The 15,082-nt window shown below is 65.9% G+C and carries 10 protein-coding genes; 6 read left to right on the forward strand and 4 right to left on the reverse strand.

What is annotated here, in order from left to right:
- Nucleotides 1–3: 3 nt before the first annotated feature.
- The 6 genes from NTCA1_RS01210 to NTCA1_RS01235 all read left to right on the forward strand — a co-directional run bounded on the left by NTCA1_RS01210 (nucleotide 4) and on the right by NTCA1_RS01235 (nucleotide 9,168).
- Nucleotides 4–885, forward strand: a complete 882-nt coding sequence (locus tag NTCA1_RS01210; protein WP_159827463.1) for an XrtA system polysaccharide deacetylase — start codon at nucleotides 4–6, stop codon at nucleotides 883–885.
- Nucleotides 882–1,958 carry a FemAB family XrtA/PEP-CTERM system-associated protein gene (locus NTCA1_RS01215; protein WP_159827466.1) on the forward strand — a complete coding sequence of 359 codons (1,077 nt, stop codon included), beginning with the start codon at nucleotides 882–884 and terminating at the stop codon, nucleotides 1,956–1,958. The genes NTCA1_RS01210 and NTCA1_RS01215 overlap by 4 nt, the downstream gene beginning before the upstream one ends.
- Nucleotides 1,958–3,184, forward strand: coding sequence for a TIGR03087 family PEP-CTERM/XrtA system glycosyltransferase (locus tag NTCA1_RS01220; RefSeq protein ID WP_159827469.1), 1,227 nt, complete (start codon nucleotides 1,958–1,960; stop codon nucleotides 3,182–3,184). The genes NTCA1_RS01215 and NTCA1_RS01220 overlap by 1 nt, the downstream gene beginning before the upstream one ends.
- The gene (xrtA, locus tag NTCA1_RS01225; protein ID WP_159827472.1) at nucleotides 3,174–4,721 is read left to right on the forward strand and encodes an exosortase A; all 1,548 of its coding nucleotides are present in this window, start codon (nucleotides 3,174–3,176) and stop codon (nucleotides 4,719–4,721) included. The genes NTCA1_RS01220 and xrtA overlap by 11 nt, the downstream gene beginning before the upstream one ends.
- An 11-nt stretch (nucleotides 4,722–4,732) precedes the next feature.
- A complete protein-coding gene (locus tag NTCA1_RS01230; protein WP_159827475.1) occupies nucleotides 4,733–6,628 on the forward strand; it encodes an XrtA/PEP-CTERM system amidotransferase in 1,896 nt (631 codons plus the stop codon).
- A 236-nt stretch (nucleotides 6,629–6,864) separates the two neighbouring features.
- Nucleotides 6,865–9,168 (forward strand): EAL domain-containing protein, encoded by a 2,304-nt coding sequence (locus NTCA1_RS01235; protein ID WP_236549029.1) that lies wholly within the window; start codon nucleotides 6,865–6,867, stop codon nucleotides 9,166–9,168.
- 364 nt (nucleotides 9,169–9,532) lie between these two features.
- On the opposite strand, the gene zapE is transcribed toward NTCA1_RS01235, so the two are convergent.
- From zapE to NTCA1_RS01255, 4 genes are all read right to left on the reverse strand, one after another.
- The gene (zapE, locus tag NTCA1_RS01240; protein WP_159827478.1) at nucleotides 9,533–10,648 is read right to left on the reverse strand and encodes a cell division protein ZapE; all 1,116 of its coding nucleotides are present in this window, start codon (nucleotides 10,646–10,648) and stop codon (nucleotides 9,533–9,535) included.
- Nucleotides 10,645–11,115, reverse strand: a complete 471-nt coding sequence (locus NTCA1_RS01245; protein ID WP_236549030.1) for a PaaI family thioesterase — start codon at nucleotides 11,113–11,115, stop codon at nucleotides 10,645–10,647. The genes zapE and NTCA1_RS01245 overlap by 4 nt, the downstream gene beginning before the upstream one ends.
- 35 nt (nucleotides 11,116–11,150) lie before the next feature.
- Nucleotides 11,151–11,933, reverse strand: coding sequence for a succinate dehydrogenase iron-sulfur subunit (locus NTCA1_RS01250; RefSeq protein ID WP_086492028.1), 783 nt, complete (start codon nucleotides 11,931–11,933; stop codon nucleotides 11,151–11,153).
- Nucleotides 11,934–12,252: 319 nt separating this feature from the next.
- Complete coding sequence (locus NTCA1_RS01255) at nucleotides 12,253–15,063, reverse strand: ribonuclease E/G (RefSeq protein ID WP_159827481.1); 2,811 nt, start codon at nucleotides 15,061–15,063, stop codon at nucleotides 12,253–12,255.
- Nucleotides 15,064–15,082 lie beyond the last annotated feature (19 nt).

Raw genomic sequence — 15,082 nt, forward strand, 5'->3', positions numbered from 1 at the left:
GCCATGAACGATACCCGGCTCATCAACGGCCTTTCGGTCGATGTCGAGGACTGGTTCCAGGTCGGCGCCTTCGAAACGGTGATCGACCGGGCGGACTGGCCTGCCATTCGCACGCGGGTGGAGCGTAATTGCGACGATATCCTGGCGCTGTTCGATGCCGCCGGGGTCAAGGGCACGTTCTTCACGCTCGGCTGGGTCGCCGTGCGCCATCCCCGGCTGCTGCGCCGCATTGCCGAGGCAGGGCACGAAATGGCCAGCCACGGCTGGGACCACGAGCGCGTGTTCCGCATGGATGCGCCCACTTTCGCCCGCGACCTCGACATGAGCCGCAAGGCGATCGAGGATGCCGCCGGAGTGCAGGTGAGCGGCTACCGCGCGCCCAGCTTCTCCATCGACGCGCGTACGCCCTGGGCTTTCGATGTGCTGGCCGAGCAGGGCTATGCCTATAGTTCCAGCGTCGCGCCGATCGCGCACGACCACTACGGCTGGCGCGAGGCGCCGCGTTTTGCGTTCAATCCCTTGCCGGACAGTCCGCTGGTGGAAATCCCGGTGACGACTGCAAGGTTCGCCGGTCGGCGTCTGGCGGCGGGCGGGGGCGGCTTCTTCCGGGTGCTGCCTTACGGATTCTCGCGCTGGGCGATCCGGCAGGTAAACGCCGAGGGACGCCCGGCGGTATTCTATTTCCACCCCTGGGAGATCGATCCCGACCAGCCGCGCGTTGCCGATGCGCCGCTGCGCTCGCGTCTGCGCCATTACACCAATCTCGGCGTGATGGCGGGCAAGCTGCGTCAGTTGATCGGCGATTTCCGCTGGGGACGGATGGACGAACTCGCTGCGGGCGAGGCCGCGCGCGCCGTTCCGCTCGCGCAAGCCCTGGCGGCATGAACGCGCCTTTCGCTCTTGCCGGGGGCGCGGTGCGGCTGGTCGATCTTGCCGACGCGGGCGAAGTGGCGCGGCTGGAGCAGTTCGCGGCGCGCCACGCACAGGCGACGCCGTTTCATCGCCCGGCCTGGTTCGTCTCGGTGGCGAAGGCCACCGGCAATCGCGCTCTGGCGCTGATCGAGGAACGGCAGGGAGAGATCCTGGCTTTCCTGCCGCTCGATGCCATTCATTCGCCGGTCTTCGGCCGCTTGCTCGCCTCGTCCGGTTTTGCGGTCGGCGGCGGGCTGCTGACGGAAGAGGGCGCCGATTGCGACGCGCTCTTCGCGGCGCTGGAGGAGCTGGCGCTGCGTCAGTCCTGCCCCTCCATCGAGCTGCGCGGCGGCGTTCTGCCCGGCGAGCGGGCAGGCTGGGCGCTGCGCAGCGAAAGCCATTGCAACTTCGCGCGCCCGCTGGCGGCCGACGACGAGGCGCAGCTGGCTCAGATTCCCCGCAAGCAGCGCGCCGAAGTGCGCAAGGCCCTGGCCAACGATCTCGAAGTGGAGATCGGCACAGCCGAACGCGACCGCGCCGCGCACTATGCCGTCTTCGCGGAAAGCTACCGCAATCTCGGCACCCCGGTGTTTCCGCGCGGCCTGCTCGACGCCGTGCTCGATGCTTTCGGCGGGGATGCCGATGTGCTGACCGTGCGCCATCGGGGCCGGCCGGTCGCCAGCGTCATCACGCTCTATCACCGGCTTGCGGCCATGCCTTACTGGGGCGGCGGCACCAAGGAAGCGCGCGCGCTTCGCGCCAATGACCGGATGTACTACGAACTCATGCTCCATGCGCGGCGGCGCGGGTGCGCGGTGTTCGACTTCGGCCGCTCCAAGACCGGCAGCGGGGCCTATCATTTCAAGCGCAACTGGGGCTTCGAGCCTGAACCGCTGACTTACGCGGCCTGGACCGCGCCCGGTGCCGCAAAGCGCGAGGCCGATCCGGCCAGCGCGAAGCTCTCTCTCCAGATCAGCCTCTGGCAGCGCCTGCCGCTTGCCGTGGCGAACCGGCTTGGCCCGCTGATCGCGCGCGGCATCGGCTGATGGGCGATATCCTGTTCCTGGCGCACCGCATTCCCTTCCCGCCGGACCGGGGGGACAAGATCCGCTCGCACCATGTGCTGAAGGCGCTGGCCGCACTCGCGCCGGTCCACCTTGGATGCTTCGCGGACGACGCCGGGGACCAGGCCTGCGAAGACGAAATGGCGGCGCTGGCGAAAAGCCACTTGCTGCTGGCGCGGGGCAAGTCCCTGCCGCGTGCGGGGATCGAGGCGCTGTTTACCGGGCGTCCGCTCAGTCTCGCGGCCTTTCACGATCCGCGCATGGCGGTCTGGGTCGAGAGCGTCCTCCAGAATCACCCCGTCGAGACGATCTTCGTTTTCTCGGGCCAGATGGCGCAATATGTGCCGCCGAGTTTCAGGGGGCGGGTACTCGTCGATCTCGTCGATGTCGATTCGGCCAAGTTCGAGGCTTACGGCGCCGCGGGCCGGGGCTTCCGAAGCTGGATGGAGCGCCGCGAAGGGCGGCTCCTGCGCGCCGAGGAAGCGCGGATCGCGCGGCGGGCCGACCGGACCCTGCTGGTGAGCAAGGCCGAGGCGGCGCTTTTTGCAGAACGTCTGGACGATCCGGCCTGCAGGGTCTCGGCCATGGGCAACGGTATCGACAGCATCCTGTTCGATCCTGCCGCTGTGACGGCAGAACCGCGCATGGCGGGCGGTGAAGGCCCGCGCCTCGTCTTCACCGGCCAGATGGACTATGCGCCCAACATCGCGGCGGTGGAGCGGGCGATCGATCGCATTCTGCCGCTGATCCGTGCAGGCTGTCCCGGTGCATCCCTGCATGTCGTCGGGCGCAATCCGCCGCCCGCGCTGCTGGCGCGCCATGGCCGCGACGGCGTGCATGTCTGGGGCAGGGTAGACGATATCCGGCCCTGGCTGGCGGCGGCCGATCTCGCGCTGGTGCCGCTGGAAATCGCGCGCGGCGTGCAGAACAAGGTGCTGGAAGCCATGGCCATGGGCCTGCCGGTGGTGCTCTCGCCGGGGGCGGCCACGGGTATCGAAGCCGTGGACGGCCGCGATTTCCAGATTGCCGAAAGCGACGCGGCCCTGGCCGAAGCGGCGATCGCCCTGTCTCGTGACACGGTACGGGCCGCGACGATGGGGCAGGCGGCGCGCCGATGGATAGCCCGGCATGCCGGCTGGGAAGCGGCTCTGGCGGAACTGCCGCGCTTCCTGGGCATGACGCGGGAGAGTGCCACCGATGCCGCCTGAGACCGCCGCCATGCCGTCGCACCAATATTGGCAGGACGTGCCGCTGCACTGGCGACCCGCTCTGCTCCGCTGGCTCACGGTGGCGGCCCTGCTGGTCGCGGCGTTCTTTGGCGACTGGACCGCGATGGCCCGGCAGTGGTGGGACATTTCCACCTACAACCACATCGTGCTGGTGCCGCCGATCCTCGTCTGGCTGGTCTGGCAGAGACGCCGCGAACTCGCGCGGCTGGAGCCGCTGTGCTGGTGGCCGGGCTTCGTCCTCATGGCGGGCGCGGCGTTCCTCTGGCTGCTGGGCGCATTGTCCGGCCTCGACCTCGCGCGCCAGGCAGGCGCCGTGGCCATGCTGGGGGCGAGCGTACCGCTCCTGCTCGGCCCGCGCGTGACGGCAGGCCTGTTCTTTCCGCTCTGCTACATGGCCTTCCTGGTGCCGGTGGGAGAGGAACTCGTCGAACTTCTCCAGACCGTCACGGCGAAGATCACGGTGGCCCTCACGCATCTCAGCGGGATTCCCGCCACCGTGGACGGGGTGTTCATCGATACCCCCGCCGGTCTCTTCGAGGTGGCGGAAGCCTGCTCGGGCGTGAAGTTCCTGATCGCCATGGTCGCGTTCGGCACGCTTGCGGCCAATGTCTGCTTCGTCGGCAGAGGCCGCCGCGCGGCGATGATGGCGGCCTGCGTGCTGGTGCCGATCCTCGCCAACGGCGTGCGGGCCTGGGGCACGATCTATGCCGCGCAGATCGTGGGCGTGGAAAAGGCGGCAGGGTTCGATCACATCGTCTACGGCTGGGTCTTCTTCGCGGTGGTGCTGGCGCTCGTTATCGCGGGGGCCTGGCGCTATTTCGACCGCCCGCTCGATGCACCGATGATCGATGCGGAGCGGCTCGCGGGTTCGCCGCTGCTTGGCCGCCTCGAAAGGGCCAGAGCGGCGCCGTTGTTCATGCTCGCCGCGCTGGGGCTGATGCTGGTCACGGCCAGGGGCTGGGCGCATCTGGGCGATACTCTGGCAGCGCCGCTGCCCGAGCGGATCGACCTGCCTGCCGTTCCCGGCTGGAAGCGCGCGGACTACACGCCGGCGATCTGGTGGGAACCGCGCGCGGAAGGGGCCGACCATCGGCTGCTCGGCCGCTATGCGGACGATGACGGACACCATGTCGATGTCTTCGTCGCGCTCTATGCCGGGCAGGGCGAGGGCCGCGAGGCGGGCGGTTTCGGGCAGGGCGCCCTGACGCCCGGCACGGCCTGGTCGTGGCAGGCGCCGGGCCCCGAGATCGCCGGTGGGCGCAGCGAAAGGCTGCTGGGGAATGGCCGGGTCGAGCGGCTTGCGGTGACGTGGTATCGTACCGGCGATGTGCTCACCGGCAGCAACAGCCGCCTCAAGCTCTCGGTGATCGGCGGCAACCTGCTGCTCGATGCACGGCCGACGGCCATGCTGATCCTGTCCTCCGAAGACCGCGCTGCTGTCGATTCGATCGCGCGTTTCCTGGCCGCGACCGGGCCGATCGGCGGGTGGATGGACCGCGTGACCGGGCTCCGCTAGGCCAGAACGCTATGTGCGGAATCGCCGGTATCTACCATCTCGAAACCCCCAAGCCGGTGGACCCGGCACGGGTGGAGGCCATGTGCGACGCGATCGCGCATCGCGGGCCTGACGGCAGCGGCGTCTGGACCGCGCCGGGGGTCGGCCTGGGCCATCGGCGGCTTTCGATCATCGACCTTGCCGGTTCGCCGCAGCCCATGCTCTCGCCGGACGGCCGGGCCATGCTGGTCTTCAACGGCGAGATCTACAATTACCGGGAGCTGCGGCAGGAGCTGCGCGCGGGCGGCGCGGAATTTCGCACCGACGGCGACAGCGAGGTCATTCTCGCCGCCTGGCAGCGCTGGGGGCCGGACTGCGTCTCTCGCCTGCACGGCATGTTCGCTTTCGCGATCTACGATCTCGAAGCGCGCACGCTGTTCCTGGCGCGAGACCGGCTGGGCGTGAAGCCGTTGTTCATGGCCCCGCTCAGCGACGGCAGCCTGGCCTTCGGTTCCGAACTCAAGGCGCTGCTGGCTCATCCGCTGCTGCGCCGCGAACTCGATCCGCTGGCGGTGGAGGACTATCTCGCCTGGGGCTACGTGCCCGATACGCGCGCGATCCTGAAGGGCGTAACCAAGCTGCCCGCGGGTCATTCGCTGCTGCTGCGCCACGGCGCGCCGCTACCCCGCCCGGTGCAGTGGTGGGACGTTTCCTTCGCAGAGCGCCGCAAGGGCAAAGTCGCTGATCTCGAAGCGGAGCTGCACCACCTGCTGCGGCAGGCGGTAACCTCCCGCATGGCGGCGGACGTGCCTCTGGGGGCGTTCCTGTCGGGCGGGGTGGACAGCTCCAGCGTCGTCGCGCTCATGGCCGAGGCGAGCACGCAGCCGGTGAAGACCTGCTCGATCGGCTTCGATGTCGCCGCATTGGACGAGAGCGACTATGCCGCGCAGATCGCCCGGCGCTTCGGCACGGATCACCGCGCCCGGCAGGTCTCGCCCGACGATTTCGCCGCTATCGACGGCCTCGCCGCAATGTTCGACGAGCCTTTCGCCGATGCCTCCGCCCTGCCGACCTGGCGGGTCTGCCAGTTGGCCCGCGAATCGGTGACGGTGGCACTCTCCGGCGACGGCGCGGACGAGGCTTTCGCAGGCTATCGTCGCCATCTGTTCCAGCGAAGCGAGGACCGCGTGCGCGGACTGATCCCGCAGGCGATTCGCGGGCCGTTGTTCGGCACTCTCGGCGGGCTCTACCCCAAGGCGGACTGGGCGCCCCGGCCGCTACGCGCCAAGTCGACGCTGCTCTCGCTCGCCGCCGACAGCGCGCAAGGCTATGCCCGCGCCATCGGTTTCACCCCGCCGGAGCTGCGTGACACGCTCTATTCCGAGGATTTCCGACGTCTGCGGGGCGACTATCGCGCCGAGCATGCCCTGCTGGAGCTCATGCGCCAGGCACCTGCCCGTTCGGGGCTCGACCGCGCGCAATATGCCGATCTCAAGCACTGGCTGCCGGGCGATATCCTGACCAAGGTGGACCGCGCCAGCATGGCGGTAAGCCTGGAGGCGCGCGAACCCTTGCTCGATCACCGCCTCATCGAGTTTGCAGCCAGCCTGCCCGAAAGCCTGCGCGTGCGGGGCGGGCAGGGCAAGTGGCTGATGAAGCGGACCATGCGGCGCTCTCTGCCCGACGAGATTCTCTATCGTCCGAAGCAGGGCTTCGTCACCCCGATCGCGCAGTGGTTTCGGGGGCCGCTGGCACAATCGGCGCGAGAGATCGCATCCGGCGCCGCCCTGGCGCGAACCGGCTGGCTGGACACCGCCCGCCTGGCAAAACTGGTCGAGGACCATATCTCCGCGCGAAGCGACCATTCGCGCCTCCTGTGGCAGCTTCTCATGCTCGATCGTTCGCTAACCCATTTGGAGATCGCCTGATTTTGCCCCTTTCCCCATAGGGCAACTGGGTTACTCACGGTTCGCGAAATTTATCCTCAATGCAGGTTAACCTAACTTCTTCTTAGGACCTTTGCTCTAACCACGGCAGCGACAACGTCATCGCAGGGCGTGCATGAAGAGAACAGGTCGTCAGTACACGTTTGAAATGCGGACGCTTTCCGATGCGGAAAGCCGTGTCTTGCGAGTGGGCGTAGAGGGGAAAGATTTGCGAGGCCATGATGTCTGACCTCGGCGCAAGGGCCGCGAAGGTGTGGAAGAGCGCCAGGTTTCGGATCGTCTTCTGGGCGGCGCTGACCGGCGTCCTGCTCGGCGTGACGGGCGCCGCGCTGCCGCTGGAGGACGTTCTGGTGAACGGCCGCACCTGGCTGCGGATGCACCCCTCGAACGGCGAGATCGTGATGGTTCTCCAGGACGGCAAGACCCTGGAGGAACTGGAGGTTCTGGACGTGACGCGCGCGGATGACGCGCTCGTGATCCGCAACCTGCAGGGTGCAGGCGTCAAGCGCGTCTTCATCGATCGCTTTCTGAACGACCACGAGAAGGATCAGGGACGCGCTCAGTTCCTGGAAGCGCTCAAGGCGTTTCCGAACCGCGTGTTCCTGGGTGCGATGCCCGCCAAGGACGGGCCGCGGGGCAATTATGCCGCCGCGATGCCTTCGCGCGCATTCCTCGAAAATGCCCAGCCCGTGTCGCTTCTGGCGCTGGAGCATCCGTTCAATCTGAGCACGAGCTTCCCCTTCGCTTCCAATAGCCGAATCGGCGTCATTCCGAGCATGGCTGCGAAGATTGCAGGGGTTTCCCGATCCACCGAGCGTGTCTTCCGGCCGGACTATGCCATCGATTACACGACCTTCCCGACCGTAAGCTACGTCGATGTACTCAAGGGGCGTTTCGATCCGGCAACCATTCGCGGCAAGGACGTCATCATCGCCCCCAGCGCGGAAGTCTATCACGACCTCCATACCCTGCCCGCGCAGGGCTATGCCCCGGGTGCGTTCTTCCATGCCATTGCGGCGGAAACGCTGAAGGAAGGCGTTCCGATTGAGCTGGGTTGGCTTCCGGCATTCCTGGTGGTGCTGGGCGTGATCCTGACGGGGCTTGGCCGGGGCCGGGTGCTCGACGTCTATCGCTTCTCGGGCCTGGTCGCCGTGCTTATCGTCGCCCCTCTGGCGCTCGACCATTTCCGCATGCAGGTGGACATCGTTCCCGCGATCGCCATGGCCGCCGTCGCCGTGTTCCGCATGCGCAATCTCGACCGGGTGGAAGTTGCAGGCGAAACCAATTCGGGGTCCGGCCTGCCGAGCGTGCAGGTGCTGCGCAAGTACGATGCCGTTTCGAGCCGCATTCTCGTCGCGCTCCAGATCCGCAACTACGGCGCGATCATCGGCAGCTTCGCCGAGCATGTCGAAGGGCAGGTCGCCAACGAGATCGTCCGCCGCATCCGCATCAGCGACAGCGAAGTCACGGTCTATCACGAGGGCGGCATGTTCATGTGGCTCTCGACGATCCGCAGCACTTTCGACTTGTTCGAGAATCTCGAAGGCCTGCACCGGATCGTCCAGAACGGCATCCAGGTCGGCGGTCTCGACATCGATCTCTCGTTCAACTGCGGCATCGATTCGGAGTTCGACCGGCCGGTATCGAGCCGTGTGGCCAGCGCCATGCAGTCGGCCGAAGAGGCCGTGCGCAACGACGAACTCGTCTACAAGTTCGACAGCCGCAAGCATGAGGCGCAGTGGGAGATCTCGCTGCTCACCCAGCTCGATCGCGCCATCGACAACGGCGAAGTCTGGGTCGCCTACCAGCCCAAGCTCGACGTCGGCAGCAACCGCGTCACCGGAGCCGAGGCGCTGGTGCGTTGGACCCACCCCGAGCGCGGACCGATCAGCCCGGACAAGTTCATCCGTATCGCCGAGGAATTCCACCGGATCGAGCGGATCACCCGCTTCGTCATCGACGACGCCGTGCGCTCCGCTGTGGAACTGCGCCGCCACGGTTTCGACATGACCATGTCGGTCAATATTTCCGCCCAGCTTCTGCGCAATCCGGGCCTGCCCGGCATGATCGCGGAGATCCTGGCGACTTACGGTTTGCCCGCCGACCGGCTGATCCTGGAAATTACCGAAACCGACCGGCTCGACCGCAGTTCGCGGACGTTCCAGATGCTGCAGAAGCTCGTCCAGTCGGGCATTCATCTGTCCATCGACGACTTCGGCACGGGCAACGCGACGATCGACTACTTGCGCTATCTGCCCGCCACGGAAGTGAAGATCGACAAGGTCTTCATCCAGGCGATGGAAGGCAACAAGGAAGATCTCCTGCTGGTCCAGTCGATAATCGAGATGGCGCATTCCCAGGATCGCACCGTCGTTGCCGAAGGCGTCGAGACCCAGGCGGCGCTGGAAATCCTGCGCGCCATGCAGTGCGATGCCATCCAGGGATACTACGTCAGCCGCCCAGTCCCATTCCGGGATCTCCTGACGCAGATCGTGGGAAGGGAGTCCCGGCAAACTGGTTAAAAAAGTCTTGATGACTTTTTAACTCATTGTTATCCATGTCCTCAGCCGCAAAATAGCGGCGGTTCACATGGGGTAATGTTATGTACAGCTGGAACTGGGGCAGCTACGGCCGCTAATAACCAATTGAGAGCGGCACTTCGAAAGAAGTGCCGCTCTTTCACTTTGAAAACCGCAGAAAACAGCCATTTTTCTTCACAGACTAGACCAGCAATCAGGCACAGCCGCCATCGCAGCGCCCTTTCCGATCATGGAATGGGGCGTTTTTTATTGCTTGTTGAGCGTGAGAATCGGGCGTGATTCGGCTGCCGCGAGAGCAAGGCTTTGCCCGCCGCGTTAACGTTTGATTCGCAAACTGTTAACGATTTCAGTCTTCGCCGTGGCCCATGGCGAGGTAATCGGCGCTCTGCATCTCGTTGAGACGACTTACCGTGCGCTCGAATTCGAAGCGGCCATCACCGGCCTCGTAAAGATCCTCGGGCAGGGCATCCGCGGCTGCGATCAGCTTGACCTTGTGCTCGTAAAGCGCGTCGATCAGCGTCACGAAGCGCGCCGCCTCGTTGCGCCGATCGGGGCCCATCTTCGGAATGCCGACCAGGATCACGGTGTGATAGGCGCGGGCGATCGCCAGATAGTCGGCGGCGCCGCGTGCTTCGCCGCAGAGGCGCTTGAAACTGAACACACCCACGCCCTTGAGGCTCTTGGGAACGTGCAGCATGCGCCCGCCGCCGACGTCGATATCGGCGGAGGGAACGTGGTCGCTGTCTTCCGGCGGATAATCGGTCAGCCGGTAGAAAGCCTCGCGCGCCTGCTCGGTCGCTTCCTCGCCGAGCGGGCAATGCCATGTGGCCATGCCGCCGAGGCGATGGAGACGGTAGTCGGTCGGACCGTTCAGGGTCAGCACGTCCAGTTCCTTCTCGATCAGGTCGATGAAGGGCAGGAAGTGTTCGCGGTTGAGGCCGTTCTTGTAGAGGTCCTTGGGCGCCCGGTTCGAGGTGGTGACGATCGTCACGCCCTCATCGAGGATCAGGTGCGTGAACAGCCGGCTCATGATCATGGCATCGGCGGAATTGTTCACCACCATCTCGTCGAAGGCTAGAACGCGCACGTTGCGGGCGATCGTGGCAGCGACGGGCGGGATCGGATCACCGCTTTCCTTGCGGCGCTCCTCGCGCAGCAGGGCATGGACTTCCAGCATGAAGGCATGGAAGTGGATGCGACGCTTCTCCTCGATGTCGAGGGTCTGATGGAACAGGTCCATCAGCATCGACTTGCCGCGCCCGACGCCGCCCCACATGTAGAGGCCGCGCGGGGAGGGGGCCTTCTTGCCGAGCAGCTTGCCGAACAGGCCGGTCGCGGTGCGCGCCTTGTAGATCTCGCGCTGGAGCTGATTGAGCCGCTCTGCCGCCGCCGCCTGCTCGGGGTCGGAGCGCAGTTCGCCGGTCGCGACCAGCGTTTCGTAGCGGTCGAGCATCGCGGTCATCGGGCGCTCGGCTTGCGCAGGGTGCCGAGGAAGCTCGACACCAGGTTGTCGTCCTGTTCGACCGTGCCGCGCAGGAATACCATGCGGCCTGTCTCGCGCATGACTTCGCAGACGACGTCAAGCGGCTTGCCGATCAGGCCCGCGCCGATGAACTGGTTATGGAGATCGAGCGTGACCGCGCCGTAGATTTCGGAGCCGAGAACGCTGAATGTAGTGGCGAACATGGCAACGTCGATGAAGGCCAGCGTGACGCCGCCGTGGACATTGCCATGCAAATTGCTGTGCCGCCTTTCGACGTCCAGCAACCGGACGCGCGCCGATCGTTCGCCTTCGCACCTCAGGATCATCCGGCCCAGGCCAACGGCGTTGAAGCGGGTGTCGTCCTCCAGATCCCAATCGAGCCAGCCGGGATGATCCGGGGCCGGCTCGCAGCGAAAGCCGATATGGGAGGTTATGTCGGACGACACGGGTTGGACGCTTGCCGCAGGCCGGGACCGCAGGCTCAGACCTGGCGCTCGGCCTGCATTTTCTTGATTTCCGCGATGGCACGTGCCGGGGACAGGCCCTTGGGGCAGACGTTCGCGCAGTTCATGATGGTGTGGCAGCGATAGAGGCGGAAGGGATCTTCCAGCTCGTCAAGGCGCTCGCCGGTCATCTCGTCGCGGCTGTCGGCCAGCCAGCGATAGGCCTGAAGCAGGATTGCCGGGCCGAGGAACTTGTCGGAATTCCACCAGTAACTGGGGCACGAAGTCGAGCAGCAGGCGCAGAGAATGCACTCGTAGAGGCCGTCCAGCTTTTCGCGCTGTTCGGGGCTCTGCAGACGCTCCTTGCCCGAGGGCGTGGTCGAAACCGTTTGCAGCCAGGGGCGGATCGAGGCGTACTGCGCGTAGAAGTGCGTGAAATCGGGGACGAGGTCCTTGATTACTTCCATGTGCGGCAGCGGGGTGATGCGGATGTCGCCCTTGAGGTCCTCGATGGCCGTGGTGCAGGCCAGGCCGTTCGAACCGTTCATGTTCATCGCGCAGGAACCGCAGATGCCTTCGCGGCAGGAGCGGCGGAAGGTCAGCGTCGAGTCCATCTCGTTCTTGATCTTGATGATCGCGTCGAGAACCATCGGGCCGCAATTGTCGAGATCGATCTCGAACGTGTCGTAACGCGGGTTTTCGCCCGAATCCGGGTCGTAGCGGTAGACGGTGAACTTCTTGACGCGGGTCGCGCCCTCGGCCTTGTGGACCTTGCCCTGCTTCTTGATCTTGCTGTTGGCCGGGAGGGTGAAGCTAGCCATGAAGAAATCCCCGTGATCTTGCACTGCGGCACGAACCGCGACTGAATGTCCCCTTAGCGATTCAGCGGCGCGGGGCAAGGGCCAGAGTGCGGCGGATAGCGGTTTCGTGGCCTCAGGGTGTTGCAAATCGGTGCCGCGGGATTGCGAAGGACGAACGATTCGCGGGCAAACCAGCGCCAATCGGGGTTGAAAAGGTGCCTGCCGGGTGAAGTGGCCGTGTGAGCACGGCGGAAAACCAGAAGCCCCCGCACGCAGGCGTGCGGGGGCTTCGAAGTAGCCGGGAAAGGAGAGGGCGCGGGCGCCGCTCCCCTGTTCGCGATCAGTTGCCGAAGGTGCGCTGCCACCAGCCACGACGCGGCGTGGAGTCGTCAGCCGATTCGCCCTGCTCTTCGGCAGGCACTTCCGCAGCAGGCTGCTCGGGTGCTGCGGGAGCGGGCGCTTCGGCTACGGCCTCTGCGGTGTCGGCCTTCTTGCGGCGGGTGCGCTTGGGTTTGGCAGGAGCTTCCTCCGCAGCCGGTGCTTCGGCCACGGCCTCTGCGGTATCGGCCTTCTTGCGGCGGGTGCGCTTGGCCTTGGCCGGAGCTTCCTCCGCAGCCGGGGCTTCGGCAGGCGCTTCGGCCACGGCCTCCGCGGTGTCTGCCTTCTTGCGGCGGGTGCGCTTGGGCTTTGCCGGAGCTTCTTCCGCTGCCGGGGCCTCGACCGGTGCTTCGGGAGCAGGTGCTTCCGGTGCAGGCGCGGTTTCGGCGGCGACGTCAGTCTTCTTGCGACGGGTGCGCTTGGGCTTTGCCGGCGCTTCCTCCACTACCGGAGCTTCGACGACGGGCTCTGCGGCAACCACTACTTCGGCCACGACTGCCACCGGTTCTTCGGTTTCGGTCACGTCGCCCTCGGCAGCTTCCTCACCGTTTTCGCCGTTCTCACCGTTTTCGCCATTGCGACGTCCACGCCGACGACGGCCACCACGGCGGCGACGCTTGCGCGGCGCATCCGAATCGTCGCCTTCGGCGGCAGGACCAAAGTCCTCATCGCTACCGGTGTCGCCTTCGTCGGAATCACCGGCTTCTTCGCCAGTTTCCTCGGCTTCGAACGGCTCGCCTGCATCGCCGTTTTCGGCGGCGTTGTCGTCGCGGCGGTCACGGCCACGGCCACGGCGGCGCTTGCGGCGCTTGCGGCGCGAGCCGCCTTCGCCATCCTCGTCACCGGCGTCGCCGCGTCCGCGCGATTCCTCGCGCTCTTCTTCCTCGAAGTCGTCCTCATCGTCGATGAAGTCGTCCTCGACGTCTTCGGCGATCGGGTCGAAGCGCGGAACGAATTCGTTGCGCGGACCGGAGGAGACGACGCGCATCTTCGCGCCTTCGTTCTCGCCCTCGGGGATCACTTCGACGTTGACGCCGTAACGCTCCTCGATGTCGGCAAGGTCGGCGCGCTTGGCGTTGAGCAGGTAGATCGCCGCTTCGGTCGAGGCGAAGAGCGAAACCACGATGCCCTTGCCCTTGGCCGCTTCGTCCTCGATCAGGCGCAGCGCCGAGAGACCCGCCGAGCTGGCGGTGCGGACCAGGCCGGTGCCGTCGCAGTGCGGGCACGAACGCGTGGTCGCTTCCAGAACGCCGGTGCGCAGGCGCTGGCGGCTCATTTCCATCAGGCCGAAGCTGGAAATGCGGCCCACCTGGATACGCGCGCGGTCGTTCTTGAGCGCTTCCTTCATCGCCTTCTCGACCTTGCGGACGTTGGAGCCGTACTCCATGTCGATGAAGTCGATGACGACGAGGCCCGCCATGTCGCGCAGGCGAAGCTGGCGGGCGATTTCCTGCGCAGCTTCGAGGTTGGTGGCGACGGCGGTCTGCTCGATGCCGTGCTCCTTGGTGGCGCGGCCCGAGTTGATGTCGATCGAGACGAGCGCCTCGGTCGGGTTGATGACGATATAGCCGCCCGAACGCAGCTGCACGACGGGGTCGTACATCGCGGTCAGCTGATCCTCGGCACCGAAGCGCTGGAACAGCGGCACGGGGTCGGAATAGGGCTTAACCTTGCGCGCGTGGCTGGGCATCAGGAGCTTCATGAAGTCCTTGGCCGCGCGGTAGCCTTCCTCACCTTCGACGACGACTTCCTCGATGTCGCGGTTGTAGATGTCGCGGATGGCGCGCTTGATCAGGTCGCTGTCCGAATGGATCAGCGCCGGAGCGGCCGAGCGCATCGTCTGTTCGCGCAGTTCGTCCCAGAGGCGGGCGAGGTAGTCGAAGTCGCGCTTGATCTCGGTCTTGGTACGCTGGAGCCCGGCGGTGCGCACGATGCAGCCCATCGAACGCGGCAGGTCCATTTCGGCGATGATCGACTTCAGGCGCTTGCGGTCCGAAGCCGAGCTGATCTTGCGGCTGATGCCGCCGCCGTGGCTCGAATTCGGCATGAGCACGCAGTAACGGCCCGCGAGGCTGAGATAAGTGGTGAGGGCCGCGCCCTTGTTGCCGCGCTCTTCCTTGACGACCTGCACCAGCAGCACCTGGCGGCGGTGGATCACGTCCTGGATCTTGTAGCGGCGGCGCAGCGCCATGCGCTTGGCGCGCAGCTCGTCGGCTTCCTTCGAGCGACCGCCGCTGCGGCCACCCTGGCGGCGTCCACGACCACGACGGCCGCGGCCACCGTTCTCTTCCTCGGACGCTTCTTCCTCGGCGGTTTCGAAGCCGTTCTCGACGGCGCCGTCCTCGATCGTGGCGACCTGGTCCTTTTCGGAGGTGTCGACTTCGGTCAGGCCGCCGTCCGAATAGCCTTCGCCATCGTAGCCTTCGCCGCCTTCCTCGTCCTCGTCATCGCCTTCCGAAGCGCGCAGGGCGGCTTCTTCCTCGGCATGGGCGGCTTCTTCCGCCAGCAGGGCCTCGCGGTCCTCCTTGGGGATCTGGTAATAGTCGGGGTGGATTTCGCTGAAGGCCAGGAAACCGTGGCGATTGCCACCGAAATCGACGAACGCCGCCTGGAGCGAAGGCTCCACGCGGGTGACTTTCGCCAGGTAGATGTTGCCCTTTATCTGCTTCTTGTCGGCCGATTCGAAATCGAACTCTTCAATGCGATTTCCCTTGAGTACCGCCACCCGCGTTTCTTCCGGGTGGCGCGCATCGATGAGCATGCGCGTTGCCATTGTGTATTCTCCGTACGCG

Source organism: Novosphingobium sp. TCA1, from assembly GCF_009811895.1.
Classification (GTDB): domain Bacteria; phylum Pseudomonadota; class Alphaproteobacteria; order Sphingomonadales; family Sphingomonadaceae; genus Novosphingobium; species Novosphingobium panipatense_A.